Source organism: Shewanella aestuarii (assembly GCF_014647215.1).
GTDB classification, from domain to species: domain Bacteria; phylum Pseudomonadota; class Gammaproteobacteria; order Enterobacterales; family Shewanellaceae; genus Shewanella; species Shewanella aestuarii.
In genome coordinates this window covers 155,335-170,657 of record NZ_BMOT01000008.1, presented here as the reverse complement: position 1 = coordinate 170,657, position 15,323 = coordinate 155,335, and the positions used below count along the sequence as shown (strand labels likewise).

The window sequence follows — 15,323 nt, the reverse complement described above, 5'->3', positions numbered from 1 at the left end:
AAAGGAACTTACATGTCAGATACGATCCAACCTCCAGAATCCACAGCCGCTCAAGGCGCTTTTGGCATGAGCAATTTTGACTTTATGGACGTGGCGATTGCAAGCGGAACAGGCAATGATCTGTATTCTATGCGCTGTGCTGAAATACAGCTGCGTGCCAAAAACGCTGAAGCCAACATAAAAACCGATCCGCGTATTGCCGGTTTTTATGCCCGTAACGCCTTGGAGCTAATGGTTGAAACCGTATTTGACATAGACAACTGGCTAACACGGCCACGCCATGATGCAACCTTAATGTCGCTTATCCATGAGCAAGGCTTTAAGCAAAACTTAAGCAGTAACTTGTTCCCTAAGCTTAAACTGATCATCAAAATTGGTAATGAGGCCGTACACGGCAAAAGCGCTTTGCCACAACGTGATGCCTTACAATCGGTAAAAGAGCTGCACCATGTGCTGTATTGGTTTGTTCGCACCTATACGCCAGACTTTGGCAACAAAGCGTTAGACAGAAAGCAATTTACCGTTGCGCCGTTTGATGAAGCATTAATCCCCCACAAGCTTGCCATTGATGCAGGCCTTGTGACTAAGGCGATGAGCAGCATTAAGCGGGTGCAAGAGCTAGAAAAACAGCTGGCAGAAAGTGACAGTGTTAAGCGTGATGAGTATCAGCAACAGCTGAGTGAAAACGCCGCGTTAAAGGCCGAAAACCAAGCCTTGCTTGAGCAAATCGCCAAAGCCAAACAAAGCGCAGAAACACAACTTGATACCCACGATTATAACGAAGCCGAAACCCGCCATTACTTAATCGATGCCCTGCTTAATGAGGCGGGCTGGCCTTTAAACCAAGCGCGCGACCGCGAATATCCGGTTAACAGCATGCCAATATCGACCGCTAACCCCAATGGGAATGGCTTTGTGGATTATGTGCTGTGGGGTGATGATGGCACCGCCCTGGCGGTGGTAGAAGCCAAACGAACCAGTCGCCGCCCAGAAGATGGCCAACAGCAAGCCAAACTGTATGCCGATTGCTTACAAAAGCAGTGTGGCGTGCGCCCGGTGATATTTTACAGCAATGGCTATGAAACCCGTTTGTGGGATGACTATTTTTATCCGCCACGTAAGGTACAAGGTTTTTATACCAAGGCTGAACTTGAGTTAATGATAAAGCGCCGCAACAATCGCAAAGCGTTTTTTATAACCGGCAATGACACCCCGCTGGTTGAAACGGATAACCTTGAGATCAATAACGACATCACCAACCGCCATTATCAAAAAGCGGCCATCACCCATATTTTGCAACACTTTGAGCTGGAACATCAGCGCAAAGCACTGCTCGTTATGGCTACAGGTACAGGTAAAACCCGTACCGTGATAAGCCTGGTCGATTTGCTGGTTAAAAACGATTGGATTAAAAACATCTTATTTTTAGCCGACCGCAATGCTTTACTCACCCAAGCGAAAAAGAACTTCGTTAAACTGCTGCCGCGTGTGAGTTGTTCTATTTTAAGCTCTGGCCAAAGCAAGGACAGCATTGAAAGCCGTTTGTATTTTGCCACTTACCCCACCATGAAAAACCTACTCGACCGAGGTGCAGATGAGCGCCCATTTGGCGTGGGCCATTTTGATTTAATCATTGTCGATGAGGCCCACCGTTCGGTGTATTCAAAGTATCGGCAAATTTTTGAGTATTTTGACGGCTTGTTAGTGGGCTTAACCGCCACCCCAAAAGATGAAGTTGAAAAAGATACCTACAGCATTTTTGACTTACAAAAAGGCATGCCAACCTACGCCTATGAAGATGAAAAAGCCTACGCCCAAAAATACTTAGTCCCGCCGACCAAAATATCAGTTGCGACTAAGTTTTTACGTGATGGGGTTAAGTACCAAGAATTATCGGATGAAGAAAAACAAGAGTGGGAAGACAAAGCTGAACTGACGGATCGCGAAGAAGTGCTGCCATCAGAATTAAACACATTTTTATTCAACGAAGACACTGCTGATAAGATGTTTGCTCAATTAATGAGTAAGGACGAACTCGGCGGCATTCATGTTGAAGGTGGCGATGTGATTGGTAAAACCATCATTTTTGCCGCAAATGAACCACATGCATTATTTTTGCAAGAAATATTCAATAAAAACTACCCTAAATGGACTGGAAAATTAGCGCGAGTCATAACTTACAAAGAAACCTACGCCCAAAGCTTAATTGATGAATTTAGCGGTGATGAAAACAATCGTAAAGACTTTGACCCGAAAAACCCAACCTGCCGGATTGCGATTTCAGTAGACATGCTCGATACCGGTATTGATGTACCCGAAGTAGTTAATTTGGTGTTCTTTAAGGTTATCCGCTCTAAGGTAAAATTCACCCAAATGATCGGCCGTGGTACTCGTTTATGCAAAGACCTGTTTGGTCCTAGCAATCATAAAACCACCTTTAAAGTATTCGATTACTGCCAAAACTTTGAATACTTTGATGCTAACCCAGAAGGTTTACCTGTTGGGATAGCAAAGCCAGTTATGCAGCAGGTGTTTGAAAAACGAGTGCAATTAAGCACCTTATTAAATGATCGCCTGCAAGATGAAAGCTATCAAGACAAGCACCCTGAGGACTGTGAGTTACTGCGGAGCTTAAATAATTACCAACTTGATATGTTGCATCACCAAGTCACAGGTATGAACCTAGATAACTTTATTGTTAGGCCAAAACGCCAATCCGTTGAGCCATTTTTAGATCGTACTTATTGGGATAATATTGATGATGCCAAGTTTACTGAACTAGAAAGCCATGTATCTGTGCTGCCCACAGAGGCAGAAGCCTTTAACCAAGATGAACAGCCCAATAACTTATCGAACCGTTTTGACAATATCATCTTAACCATGCAATTGGCCTTGCTAGAAAAAGGCATGGTGCCAGAACCAAGCCGATTAAGAGTGATGGAGTTTGCTCAGCAACTGGAGGCAAAAACATCTATTCCTGCTGTACAGGCTCAATTGCAGTTAATCCAAGACATTCAAACCAATGAGTTTTGGCAAGATATTCATGTCGTGACATTAGAGGATATGCGTAAACGTTTACGCAACTTAATGTTCGCTTTAGACAAAGACAAAAAAGAGATGGTGTACACCAACTTTGAAGATGACGTACAAGGCGTACATAACGTTACTGATGTTTTTCAAAATCCGACGATGGATTTGGCGCAATATCGTAAAAAAATAGAGCTGTATATTAAAGACCATCAAGATCAGTTAACCATTCAAAAACTAAAACGTAATAAGCCAATCACCCAAGCCGACTTAGACGTACTTGATGGGTTACTGCTGGATGCTAGCGGCATGAGTGACGTAGAGGCTTATCGCCATCAAATATTGCAGGAGAAGCCCTTAGGCGCATTTATTCGCCAATTGGTAGGCCTAGACTTAAATGCAGCCAAAGAAGCCTTCAGCAGCTTTTTAGACGACGGTATATACAACGCCGAGCAAATCAACTTTGTTGACCAAGTTATCGATTACCTTGTTCACAATGGCGTACTCGATATGGCACAAATATTTGAACCGCCATTTACCGATTACCACGGCGAAAGCGCCTACGGCTTTTTTGATGAAGGTAAAGTGGTAGAGCTGTTTGGTGTGATACGTAAAGTGAATGCCAATGCGGTGGTTGTGGAAGAAAAGCCTATGACGGCTTGATTAATAAAAATAACAAACTTGTTCAAACCGAATAATAAAGGAAAAGGATTTCATGGGAAAAAGTGCAAACATGTTTATGTCCTCAAATGAGGATAAAGAAACATTAAATAAACGCGTTACGCTATTAGCAGAGCAAATGGATTACGCGCGTTCTAAAAAAAATCATTTGCTCGCTTATTTAAAGAGTGAATTATCTAATAAGCTGGGAGCACCAGTAGGGTATTGTCTTCAAGGCTCATATAAAAACCACACTCTTATTCGACCAGTCAGAATAAACGAGGAATTTGACATTGATGCTGGCGTTTATTTAATGTTTGATGCCAAGTCACAAGGGATTCAAGCAAATGATGCTAAATCTATTCTTCGCTCTGTATTGTTGCGCTATTGTGCCGCTAATGATGATGCCAATTTAGCTGAATCAAAGCCTAACTGTGAGAGAGTTTGCTTTCCTGGCAGCTTTCATATTGATCTTCCACTTTATTATTTTGTTAAAGAGACGGAGATCTGCCGCTTAGCAACAGAGAAATCAGGCTGGATTGATAGCGATCCTAAATCTTTACAAGACTGGTTCGACAATAAAATAAGTACATATCCAACAGAAAAAAAAGCACGATTAAGAAGATGCATTAAAAACATTAAAACTTGGGTTGCACTCAAAACCGTTAAGCTTCCATCGATTGCTATAACGGTTTTCATTGCCAATACATTCGCTGACTTCGAACAAGATGATGATGTCTTTGTTCAAAATGCAGCTAATCTACTCCACTACTTGAAAGCTAATAATAAAATTCTTAGTCCAATTAATGGCGATGACTTAATCGATGGTACTAATGAAGATAAAACCAAACTAAGCGAGCAACTAACACTATTGCTCAATAGCCTTAAAGGTGCAAATAACAGTAGATCAGCCACTGAAGCACATCCTTTTTGGTCATCAGTTTTTGAGCATATATACCCTCCTTTTGCTGAAATTGAAGAATTAGTGCCTGTTACAAATTTCCCCGCACTTACGACTGTCCCATCTATAAATATCCGAAAAACAGATCGAGATAATCGTTTTTTAGAAGACTCATCTGCGGAAATTATTTACGGTTTTCTAGGTGAGAATTTGGCTTTTTCTATCACTAACTTCGCAAGTTACCCAGCAAATTCAACGGTGAAGTGGATGGTTAGAAACAAAGAAAAAGAAGCATCACTCGCCAATGATTTAGGCCACTTAAGAGCTTTTAAGCTTAATGATATTTGTGAAGAACATTGTGGGTATAGAGGTACTCATTATATGGAATGTTTAATTGAAGCTAATAGCCAAATTTTAGGCGCTAAATTTATAAAAGTAATCGTTAGTGCTATTACAAGGCCTTCAAGAAATCCTCCTCGTAAAATCTATGGACCAGGGAGATAATACTATGTGGAAAGTTCTCCCAAAATTTGGGCTATTTAAAGCCCTAGCGTTTGTATTCTCCATTTTATTGTTATCTACTGTAATTATCTTGTTGGGTGATACAGATTTTGTTGTAACGCTAAGTATAAATAACTTAATTGAGGTGTCCGCATACTCAGGGGCAGCATCAATAATTTTTCTTGGTATAATTTGGTTACTTGCTAAGTGGGGTTGGAAAGCAATTTGGCACATCCCTAAATTGGGCGATTTATTAGATAAGAACGTGTGCCCAAATTTAAATGGGAAATGGTCTGGGCATGTTGTTTCTAGCTTTAAAGATGAACAAGGAAATCCAATAGAGAAACAGGTTGAAATGGAGATCAAAGCCGACTTTATTGGCTTTGATATTAGATTGAAATCACTTGATAATTACCAACGAAGTACAGTGGTTCAGAGTGAAATATATAAAGATCCAAGAGATGGTAACTTTTATGTTTCATACATATTTGAATCAATAGTTCCAAAACCTTTGTCGACGGACGATAGTAAATTCGATGGTGCTGCAAAATTATCTGTTTGCTTTGAAGCAAACAAAATAAGTCTTGTGGGTACTTATTGGACCAATAGAGCTTGGCAACGAGATAACAGCACTGCTGGTTATATTACTCTAAGACGTGAAAACTAACGTTTAGTTATAATATCAACCAGAGCTATTTTTTCTTCCTCACTCATCTTTTCAAGCAAGCACAGCAACTGTGCTGTGGTTTCTGACTCACAAAAAAAGTAAGCTACAGGCACACCTAACTCATCGGCTATAGCCTTTAATGTCGTGTAGTCAGGGGTATGTTTACCCTTCTCATAATGGTTCATTCTTGCGCTAGCCGTACCTGGTTCCATGCCTAATTGAATACCAAGTTGCTTTTGGCTAATACCCATCGCTTTTCTTGCCTGCTTAAGTCTAAGCGGCAGCGGATTAATCTGTTTTTGTGACACGTATTCATCATCATCTGATCCTAGATAACTTAGATTGTCTTAGTTTTTGCCTTTGAGGTATACTAAGTAATCCTTAGCTTTTTGGTGTTCGTTGTCAAGTTTTAACTCATTTAAACGAAAATCTCATTTAGCGATGCGAGAAAAAGAAGGAGTGAATAATTTACTAAACCATGGAATAGCAGGTTAACTATTGAAATATATAACAATTGGTAAAGTGTTGTGACTGAATCAAAAATCCGAATCAATGAGACTCTTTTTAATATTTTCAAAGAGGCAAACCAAATAAAGTTTTCTACTTTAGGGTTAAAAGAACTGCTTTTTAAACATCATCCGGAAATGACTAGCAAACAGGCGAGTCAAATAGCACACCGAACATTAAAAAAAATGTTGACCATTGGATTTTTTAGCCGCAGTAAAGATAAAAATATAATCGTTTTCTTAAAAACATCCTCATTTGATATTAATAGGCTGACAGCAAGTAAACCACGCCACCAAGATAACAGTATTGAGCTTCAAAAAAGTAATAATATCGATGTGTTAAGACATCTGAAAGCAACTCTAAACCAATATCAAATTGATCTTCTAAGTCATATAGGTGAAGCCGAAGAATTTAATCGTCTCTTCAAAGCCTACCCAGAAGCTAAAAAGGCCCTTTATGATCGCTATATGGCCGCAAGAAATGAAAGCTCATCAATGCTTGGCAAGATAAAAGCTGTTGAAACATGTATTAGTGCTCTGGAAGGGTAACTTTGTGAAACTTAGAAAATGGCAACATGATTGTGTTGAAAAGGCCTTAAATCTTTATAAAACACAAAATCATTTTATGTGCTTAGCAACGCCAGGAGCTGGGAAAACAATAATGGCAGTAGAGTTAGCAGCAACATTAATTCAACTAGGGGCTGTAGATTTTGTTTTGTGTTTTTCACCGTCAACAGAAGTAAATGAAAGTATTAAAAGGACGTTTTCAACAAGGTTGAATCGACGTTTTGATGGTTTAATGGGCGCTATTGGCGGTGTTTATACTTATCAATCAATGACTTCGATTCCAAAAGGTTTTTGGCAATTACTTAAGAATCATAAGGTGCTGGTTATTATGGATGAAGTGCATCATCTAAAGGGTAACGAATTAGCCAACGCGAATGCTTGGGGAGAAGAAGTACTTATCAACATTCAAAATCAAGCCTCATTTACTTTAGCACTGTCTGGAACACCTTGGCGATCAGATGCGGCTCCAATTGTATTATCCAAATTCACTGAGCCAGATAATACAATTCACTGTGATTTTATCTACGGCCTAAAAGAGGCTATTGCTGATGGAGTGTGCCGAGAGCCGAATATCGTGCTAATAGATAATGAACAAATTTCACTATCTAATGATGATGAAACTAAAGTTTTTTCTTCATTATCTGAATTATTAGTAGATTCTAAATTCAGCTTTCAAGAATTAATAGCTAATCAGCAAGTCATTAATTATGTATTGAGGCAAAGTGTTGAAAAACTTGCTGAATTACGTAGAACCAACCCTACTGCTGGAGGTTTAGTTGTTGCATCGTCAATCAAACATGCAAAACAGATCTATAAAACACTGGTGACGGATTTACACCAAACCGCCAGCATTGTGACTTCACATTTAAAGCAACCATCTAGCATTATCAATACCTTCCGGCACAATCAAACACAATGGATTGTGAGTGTTGGCATGATATCAGAGGGTACTGATGTACCAAGATTGCAAGTTTGCTGTCATTTAAGCCACATAAAAACTGAAATGCATTACCGTCAAGTATTAGGACGAATTTTGCGTGTCACTTCTAATGAGATTCAACAAGCTTGGTTATTCACTTTGGCTGAGGCTAACCTAACGGAATTTGCTTATCGAATAGACCAAGATTTGCCATATAAATCAGTGATATTTCAAAAAAGCGAGACACAAGAATTAGACTTAAAAATCCCTCATCTCGCCGACAAGGTAAAAGATAACCAAGACATGACTGATTTATGTATCTTTAATTTATCGCTTTCTGCTGATGCCGGTATAACTAGTCAGCTCTCAGATATTGAAGAAGAAAATCTGTACAATCTAGCCTTATTAGGACGATACAAAGAGCAAATAGTAAGGATGTTTGATGTTCATTAAAGAATGTACTCAAATTTCACTGGAACAATTTCATCTTTTTCTTCTAAAGCGTCCGGATTGTATTTTGAAGGGAACAAAAACACTGGAATAGGAATTTCATCAAACTCGATTTCAAATGGGTTTCGTTCTAGATGTTTGCAACCTAGTTTATCAAAAGTTTTAGCAAGTGCTTTTTTGTTTAGAGTAGACTCGTGATTCTGTAATGCCATTTTATAAGCTTCATATAAAAAGCTCTTTAGCTGCCTTAACTCTCCTCGACAAACTGCAAAGAGTGCTCGAGTTAACTCTTTACTGTGCAAAATTTGACGAGAATCAAATGACATTCTTTTCGAAAAGCCAACTAGAAGTTCTCTAAAATGATCACGGTCTTTTTTAGCTTTATAACTAAAATAACTCAAGTGCTTCTTACGACGAAGTCTTGAATCCCATTCAGAATCATTAATTATATATTCCATCCAAGGCATTCCAACTAATACAATTGGAATATTTGCTTCCTCACTAATAAACTTTAGTGCACTCATAATCACCTGACGCTCTTGGTAATTTTTAAACTTAACCAAATCATGAAATTCGTTAATTATAAGTAACTCGACCTTAGATTTTACTAATTCTTGAACAACTTTTTTAGTCAAATCGACTTTTATACGCCCTTTTATTTGGTGGCACCCAAAAGTGTCTAAATCTGACAATATTTGTACTAAAGTATTGTCTAGTCCCTTATTACTCGAAACCTTTGTAATGAGCACTGGTACTTCAGAACGCCTTGAGCTACTTGAAAAGTTCACTCTTCGCCTATATTCTTGAATTAAAAATGATTTACCAGATCCTGCCTCACCAGTAAGAATCATACATTGAGGATCAGATTGATAACCTCTATTGAACCTCAAGTCATCAAAATCTTCAAAAATTTCAATCACAATTGGCAGTTCAAGAAAACAAGTACCAAACTCTTTAAGAGCAATTTGCTGTTCAGGCGTCAATTTAGTCATCAATACCCTTCCAAATCCATATTCCAATCGTCTTCTGTATCTGCATCTACTTGGTAAGAGCTTACATTCTTCTGCTGTTCATTCTTTGGGAGAACAATTGTAGATTTACCTGTTGAACTAATATCAGCCAGTTGAGCCTGTTTTTTTACTGAGGTAATTTTAGCTTTTGTTTTAGACGCAATAAATGCCTCTTGCTCTTGCTCAACTCGAGCATGAATTGCCATACGGGCTTTAGCTAGCCCCAAATTATCTTTGCCTTCCCGAATAACCTCACGATTAATTTGCTTAATCACCTTATGCTCATGGAGGCTCAAACCATTGGTGTAACCACTATTGTCAGTACAGGGGACTTTAAGATAACCACCTAATTCCTCAAGATAAACATGGATACTTGATAGATCATCAGGGTCTACTTTTATGATTTTTTTGATGGTTTCTTTGGTTTGTGGGTAATGTTTTCTGTAATCGGCCAAAGCAGTACAGTCATACATCAACTCTTCATATTTAAAACCATTTCGAGTTAACGTTCTTTCGTCTGTGATCCCCATCAGAACATTGAAACGTTCTTCATCTTCCACTTTCATCTGTAACGGTGGGTATATATCAAAACCATGTTGCCACTGTTTTATGGGGATACGGGTTTGACGTGAGTTTGAATCTTGATGATATATATCCACTATCCAACGATGAAATTCTTCAACAAAGACAGAGAAACGCATAATGGCGTCTTTTTCAGGTTTATAGTCTTCTTTTTCTAGAATATTCGAGAAGGTTTTACCTGGTATTTCAGTTAAAAAGCACTCGTTAATCATCCCGAAAAAACGTTCTACAAAAGGCTTCAACCAAGGTTTACGAACGGGGTTGTATTGAATGTTTATACCGGCTTCTTGACAGGCATGCTCCAAACTTTTTGACCAAAACTCAGCACCATTATCCACCACAAGATTTTCAAATTTACCAAAGCAAGGCCACTCATTTTGAAGGTCGATATTTAGACCTTCAAATGATTTTGGTTTTATTGCATGTACTATTGCCTTGGCCGCTGAAACATATGAAGGCGATCGATAACTTAAGTGAAACCCTAAAACACAACCGCTAAAGACGTCGACGATTAGGGTTAAATATGGCCTGCCTAGTGGGATAAGTAACTCATCATCAAGTAAAATAAGATCAAGTGGTGTGTGATCAATTTCTACCCGCTCTAATATTCGCGTTGGGGGAATATGCGATGAGCAATAAGAAAACCATTGATCTGCTATAAATTTACCATGCCGTGCCACTGCAACAGGATAAGGAGGTAGTGACTTTATTCTTTGGTTAAAGCTTTTGTAAGAAATGATAGGAATTTGTCCATCCACAATGCTTTGATTCTCAATAGTGATGGCATCTTTATAGTACTGGTAGGCTGTTGTGACTTTCGGTCGTTTTGCATCTAAAAAACGAGACAACGCTCGCTCAAAAAACACCTCATCACCTTCAACTCGTTTCTTTCGGTTGCCCATTTTATGGCGCTTAGCGACTAATGACGCGAGATCTCCATTACTGTCAATGTAGCTTTTCCGCCAACGGACTAACGTTCGCCAGTTAGGACGTTTTTCCATAGCAGTAGCAAAAAGTGTATCAAGAATTGGATCTAGATTTTTTTGAGTCCATCCACCAATTAATTTTTTTTCTATGAAGGCAATGAGTTGATATTTATCGAGTGCTTTCTTTTTTAAAAGGTTAGGAAAGGTATCTAAGTCTCTTTTGACTAATACTGTATCTTCTAGCTTCAGATATTGAGTAGAGGTATCAGGCTTCTTAGCTGATTCAAATTCACTGAACTCATCTTTAAATTGCATCATTCTACGAACCATACCGTTGGGTTGAAATCGAGATCATCTTGGCTTAAGTTAGCCTTAATTAACCCTTGATGTATAAGGGAATACAGATGTGAGCGAGTTTCACCTAATGTTAATGATTGTTTTACTGCCACATCATTAACACTAACTTTACCCGTTTCTTTAATCAGCTTAAGCAATTCAATTTGCATTTCATTCAAGCCATGGATACCTGAATAGCGATGCAAAATTTTAAGGTTGTTTAGAATAGGATTTACGCGGATTTGTCGTTCTGTTACCAATATAAGATCTGCTCCTAAAGACTGAGCAGCCGCTTTCTTGGCTACAAATTTAGATCTAAAGATTGGATCGAATGTTTTGCTGTAAGGTTTGTATTCATGGAACTTTACAGTCCCATCAATAAAGTGAACTATCGCATCAGGTGTATAGGGCAATCTTTTGCCCTCAAAATCGTAATAAAACCCTTCAGGCTGACTGCCAAACACCTCTATAAAATCATTGTATTCGTGATGAAAACACGCATCAAACTCCAATGAACTCTCACACATTATCGTTTCGCTAACTTTTGCGCTAGCGAATTTAAATACGTTTTTGTTCGGTGATGGTTTGCGTAAGCTTCTTATATACATGAGCTAAATTCGCACGAATAAAGTATATTTAGTGTACTAAGATGCAAAAATTTGTCAATACATGGGTTATTAATAGTTCAAGGTGATGATATTAAAAGAAATGCATTCTGTAATATAATTACAAAATGCATTTTTATGTCATTATATGGGTTAATTTTGTCACACTATGGGTGCATTATGACAATGTATGGGTTCAGCGACATTACTTATGCCCCCAGGGCGTTGGCGGCAAGGCAACAGGTTTGGTTAAATCAAAGTCGACTTTAAAATCACGATTTTCACGAGTAAGACGATAACTAAAGGTGCTTGGCTCAATGTACATGTGCCATACATTGGTCACTGACTGATCTAGGCCGTTTTCTTTAAAATTAGCAATCGACTCAGCATCCACAGGAAATGACTGTTGGGTAACAGTACCTAAATCAACTGTATCACCACCGTACATAGTCACTTTATCTTCTGTGCCATCTTGATGACGATGATCATGCTTTAAACGTAAACCATTATCGGTTTTGCTGATCACCCAAGTGCGCGAGTGATCATCACCCACATGAAACGGCACTTTTAACTCTCTGTCGCTACATTCACGCACGTGCATGATGAGTTTTTTGCCGCTAAAACCATCATCGGCACTATTGCCTGCGGTAACCACTCCCTCATAAGCGTTGCCACAATGGGCAGCTAAAGCATCGAAATACTGGTTGTGGATATCCTCTGCCGCAAAGCTTGAAACTGACAAAAAAGAGCTGGTCATTAACGATATAGATAGGGCGATTTTGATAGGAGTTCTTGTCATTATTATGCCTATTAATATGGGGAAGAATGGCAACCTTAGCAGTTTTTTTTGAATTGAACCTGAATAAAAGTAATCAACCTCAGTTAAGGATAATAAATGCAGATCAAGCAGCTTCTTGCACCGCTAACTGCGTTGAATTGACTTATAGTAGACCCGCTATGGACGCGTAAATCAGTTTCGTTATCAGTACAAAGATTAAATTCCAATGTAAACTATTGAATATAAATACTTAAAAATCTTTACTCATCCTTTTAGTCAAGTCAAAGTAAACCAAACAAAGCCGTTTACAGCCTTGGGATCCAGCCAGAGTCGAGTTAATAAAAAGCCGTGCGATTAGCGGCACGGCTTTTATGCGTCATAAACGACTCGCGGTTACTTAATCAATAAGCTTAACGCTTGTGCTTTGATGGCGTAGCCCAGCCTTTTGCATTACCAGAACCACTCTTTTTACTCGCGGGTTTTCGAGACGGCTTGATCTGTTCTTTACTCGCATTAACCTTAGCATCCGGTTTAGCCTTAGGCTTGGATTTCGTTTTACCCGCTGAGTCACTATCGCTGCCTTTTCGGTCATCAAATTGATTTGATGAGAAACGTGTCATCGCTTTTTGCGATGTTTGCTTGCTCGCAGGCTTTGGCTTTTGCCCCCACTTAGGACGGTTTTGCTCATTACGGGTTTCTGGCGGCACTAAACAATGTGGACTATTACCAATAAGCGATTCTTTACCCATAGCAATTAACGCCTCACGGATCATCGGCCAACCTGCAGGATCGTGATAACGTAACAAGAATTTATGCAATTTACGCTGGCGACCTTTTTTAGGCACGCTGACTTGCTCACTGGTGTGCTTCACGTTTTTGAGTGAATTCAGCTCAGTGTGATAAATCGTGGTCGCGTTTGCCATGGGTGATGGATAAAAGTTTTGCACCTGATCTAATTTGAATTTTTGACCTTTAAGCCATAATGCCAAATTCACCATATCTTCATCGGTGGTTCCAGGATGCGCCGAGATAAAATACGGAATTAAAAATTGCTCTTTACCCGCTTCTTTTGAGAACTTATCAAACAATTCTTTAAACTTGTCGTAAGTACCCATTCCCGGCTTCATCATTTTGCTTAACGGACCTTCTTCAGTGTGTTCGGGTGCAATTTTTAAATAGCCCCCCACATGATGCTTGGCCAATTCCCTGATGTAGTCTGGGTCTTCAATCGCTAAGTCATAGCGCACGCCAGACGCGATAAGCACTTTTTTAATCCCCGGCACATCACGCGCAGCGCGGTATAAATCAATTGTGTGTTTATGATCTGTACCCAAATGACCACAAATTGAAGGATACACACAGGATAGACGACGACACGTTGTTTCAGCTTTAACACTGGTACAGCCTAATCGGTACATGTTGGCCGTTGGGCCACCCAGATCAGAAATGACCCCTGTAAAGCCAGGTACTTTTTCTTGAATGTCTTTAATTTCTTTAATAATCGATTCTTGAGAACGACTTTGAATAATCCGTCCTTCATGCTCTGTAATCGAACAGAATGAACATCCACCGAAACAGCCTCGCATAATGTTAATCGAGGTTTTGATCATGTCATAAGCAGGGATTTTTTCTTTGCCATACACAGGATGCGGTACTCGCTGATACGGCAGATCAAATACCGCGTCCATTTCGTCAGTATTTAATGGCCATGCCGGCGGATTAACCCAGACACCACGGTTAGCGTCATGGGGTTGAAAAAGCGCTCTGGCACAACCTGGGTTTTGTTCTTGATGCAAAATACGTGAAGCATGGGCGTAGAGGTATTTATCACCCGCGACTTTATCGTAGGCAGGTAATAAAACGTAGGTTTTTTCCCACGGCTTAGGGCGCGGAGGCTGAATGCTGATTGCTTTTGGCGCATCATTATCAAAAATTTTCTTGTCGCTTGGGCCTGATAATTTTTCACAGCCAACATCATCAGCGCCATAGGGATTCGGAATAGGATCAATCTTATGCAATTGGTCAATTTTACGTGAGTCCATACCACGCCAACCTGGCATGGCTTCTTTACGCATCACGGCGGTGCCGCGAACATCATCAATGTCACCAATAGATTCACCACTGGCGATACGACGAGCAACCTCCATTAACGGACGTTCAGCATTGCCATAAACCAAAATATCGGCTTTGGCATCAAAAATAACACTGCGACGGACTTTATCTGACCAATAATCATAGTGGGCAATACGGCGTAAACTGGCTTCAATGCCACCAATAACTACCGGCACATCTTTGAAAGCTTCTTTACAACGTTGTGTATAAACCGTTACCGCTCTATCTGGGCGCTTACCGCCTATATCACCCGCTGTGTAAGCATCATCATGACGCAACTTACGGTCAGCGGTGTAACGGTTGATCATCGAATCCATATTGCCGGCGGTCACACCAAAAAAGAGATTGGGCCGCCCCAACTGCATAAAGTCTTCTTTGTTTGACCAATCTGGTTGAGAAATAATCCCAACACGATAGCCCTGGGCTTCTAACATGCGCCCAATAACGGCCATACCAAAACTGGGGTGATCCACATAAGCATCCCCCGTGACAATAATGATGTCGCAACTATCCCATCCCAGCTTATTCATTTCTTTGCGAGACATAGGCAGAAATGGCGCAGTGCCAAAGCTTTCGGCCCAAAACTTGGGATAACTAAATAATGTCGACTCAACTTGCATGTGTATGACCTAAAAAATTGAAAAATACGCCAATATAAGCGGACGCGGAGTATATCAGTTGGCAAGGGGTAAGTGTGACTAAAAAAGCAGCAGATGTGAAATATTTTTGTGGTTTCAGTATAGACAAAACCCTTATAAAATAAGTGGAAATAGTAA

General features: G+C 39.8%; 11 protein-coding genes. 5 read left to right on the top strand and 6 right to left on the bottom strand.

Features of this window, described 5'->3' with window-relative positions; all coding sequences use genetic code 11:
• The first annotated feature begins 12 nt into the window (after positions 1-12).
• From IEY03_RS12980 to IEY03_RS12970, 3 genes are read left to right on the top strand one after another with little or no spacing between them, the layout of a single operon-like run.
• Positions 13-3,690, top strand: a complete 3,678-nt coding sequence (locus tag IEY03_RS12980; protein ID WP_188842360.1) for a DEAD/DEAH box helicase family protein — start codon at positions 13-15, stop codon at positions 3,688-3,690.
• 52 nt (positions 3,691-3,742) lie between these two features.
• A complete protein-coding gene (locus IEY03_RS12975; protein WP_188842358.1) occupies positions 3,743-5,092 on the top strand; it encodes a CBASS cGAMP synthase in 1,350 nt (449 codons plus the stop codon).
• A 4-nt stretch (positions 5,093-5,096) separates the two neighbouring features.
• Positions 5,097-5,756, top strand: coding sequence for a Cap15 family cyclic dinucleotide receptor domain-containing protein (locus tag IEY03_RS12970; protein ID WP_188842356.1), 660 nt, complete (start codon positions 5,097-5,099; stop codon positions 5,754-5,756).
• Here the strand turns inward: IEY03_RS12970 and IEY03_RS12965 are convergent.
• Entirely contained in the window at positions 5,753-6,064 is a 312-nt protein-coding gene (locus tag IEY03_RS12965; RefSeq protein WP_188842354.1) for a helix-turn-helix domain-containing protein, read from the bottom strand. The two genes, IEY03_RS12970 and IEY03_RS12965, sit on opposite strands and share 4 nt — an antisense overlap.
• Before the next feature lie 219 nt (positions 6,065-6,283).
• Here IEY03_RS12965 and IEY03_RS12960 point away from each other — a divergent pair, with 219 nt between their 5' ends.
• Positions 6,284-6,811, top strand: a complete 528-nt coding sequence (locus IEY03_RS12960; protein WP_188842351.1) for a VspR family transcription factor — start codon at positions 6,284-6,286, stop codon at positions 6,809-6,811.
• Positions 6,812-6,815: 4 nt separating this feature from the next.
• Positions 6,816-8,201 carry a DEAD/DEAH box helicase gene (locus IEY03_RS12955; protein WP_188842349.1) on the top strand — a complete coding sequence of 462 codons (1,386 nt, stop codon included), beginning with the start codon at positions 6,816-6,818 and terminating at the stop codon, positions 8,199-8,201.
• Here the strand turns inward: IEY03_RS12955 and IEY03_RS12950 are convergent.
• The 5 genes from IEY03_RS12950 to IEY03_RS12930 form a co-directional block, all read right to left on the bottom strand.
• Positions 8,198-9,190, bottom strand: a complete 993-nt coding sequence (locus IEY03_RS12950) for a TniB family NTP-binding protein (protein WP_188842346.1) — start codon at positions 9,188-9,190, stop codon at positions 8,198-8,200. The two genes, IEY03_RS12955 and IEY03_RS12950, sit on opposite strands and share 4 nt — an antisense overlap.
• Positions 9,190-11,034: a TnsB C-terminal domain-containing protein gene (locus IEY03_RS12945; RefSeq protein WP_229778323.1), complete on the bottom strand. Its 1,845-nt coding sequence runs from the start codon at positions 11,032-11,034 to the stop codon at positions 9,190-9,192. Before IEY03_RS12945 ends, IEY03_RS12950 begins: the two co-directional genes overlap by 1 nt.
• The gene (locus IEY03_RS12940) at positions 11,031-11,579 is read right to left on the bottom strand and encodes a TnsA endonuclease N-terminal domain-containing protein (protein ID WP_229778322.1); all 549 of its coding nucleotides are present in this window, start codon (positions 11,577-11,579) and stop codon (positions 11,031-11,033) included. The genes IEY03_RS12945 and IEY03_RS12940 overlap by 4 nt, the downstream gene beginning before the upstream one ends.
• A gap of 283 nt (positions 11,580-11,862) precedes the next feature.
• Complete coding sequence (locus IEY03_RS12935) at positions 11,863-12,414, bottom strand: hypothetical protein (RefSeq protein ID WP_373290868.1); 552 nt, start codon at positions 12,412-12,414, stop codon at positions 11,863-11,865.
• 431 nt (positions 12,415-12,845) lie between these two features.
• Positions 12,846-15,167, bottom strand: a complete 2,322-nt coding sequence (locus IEY03_RS12930; RefSeq protein WP_188842340.1) for a YgiQ family radical SAM protein — start codon at positions 15,165-15,167, stop codon at positions 12,846-12,848.
• Positions 15,168-15,323 lie beyond the last annotated feature (156 nt).

Bases quoted from the DNA above. Each gene is read 5' to 3' on its own strand.
- IEY03_RS12950 (WP_188842346.1), bottom strand. From the start codon at position 9,190: ATGACTAAATTGACGCCTGAACAGCAAATTGCTCTTAAAGAGTTTGGT.
- IEY03_RS12975 (WP_188842358.1), top strand. From the start codon at position 3,743: ATGGGAAAAAGTGCAAACATGTTTATGTCCTCAAATGAGGATAAAGAA.
- IEY03_RS12940 (WP_229778322.1), bottom strand. From the start codon at position 11,579: ATGTGTGAGAGTTCATTGGAGTTTGATGCGTGTTTTCATCACGAATAC.
- IEY03_RS12935 (WP_373290868.1), bottom strand. From the start codon at position 12,414: ATGACCAGCTCTTTTTTGTCAGTTTCAAGCTTTGCGGCAGAGGATATC.
- IEY03_RS12930 (WP_188842340.1), bottom strand. From the start codon at position 15,167: ATGCAAGTTGAGTCGACATTATTTAGTTATCCCAAGTTTTGGGCCGAA.
- IEY03_RS12945 (WP_229778323.1), bottom strand. From the start codon at position 11,034: ATGATGCAATTTAAAGATGAGTTCAGTGAATTTGAATCAGCTAAGAAG.
- IEY03_RS12980 (WP_188842360.1), top strand. From the start codon at position 13: ATGTCAGATACGATCCAACCTCCAGAATCCACAGCCGCTCAAGGCGCT.
- IEY03_RS12970 (WP_188842356.1), top strand. From the start codon at position 5,097: ATGTGGAAAGTTCTCCCAAAATTTGGGCTATTTAAAGCCCTAGCGTTT.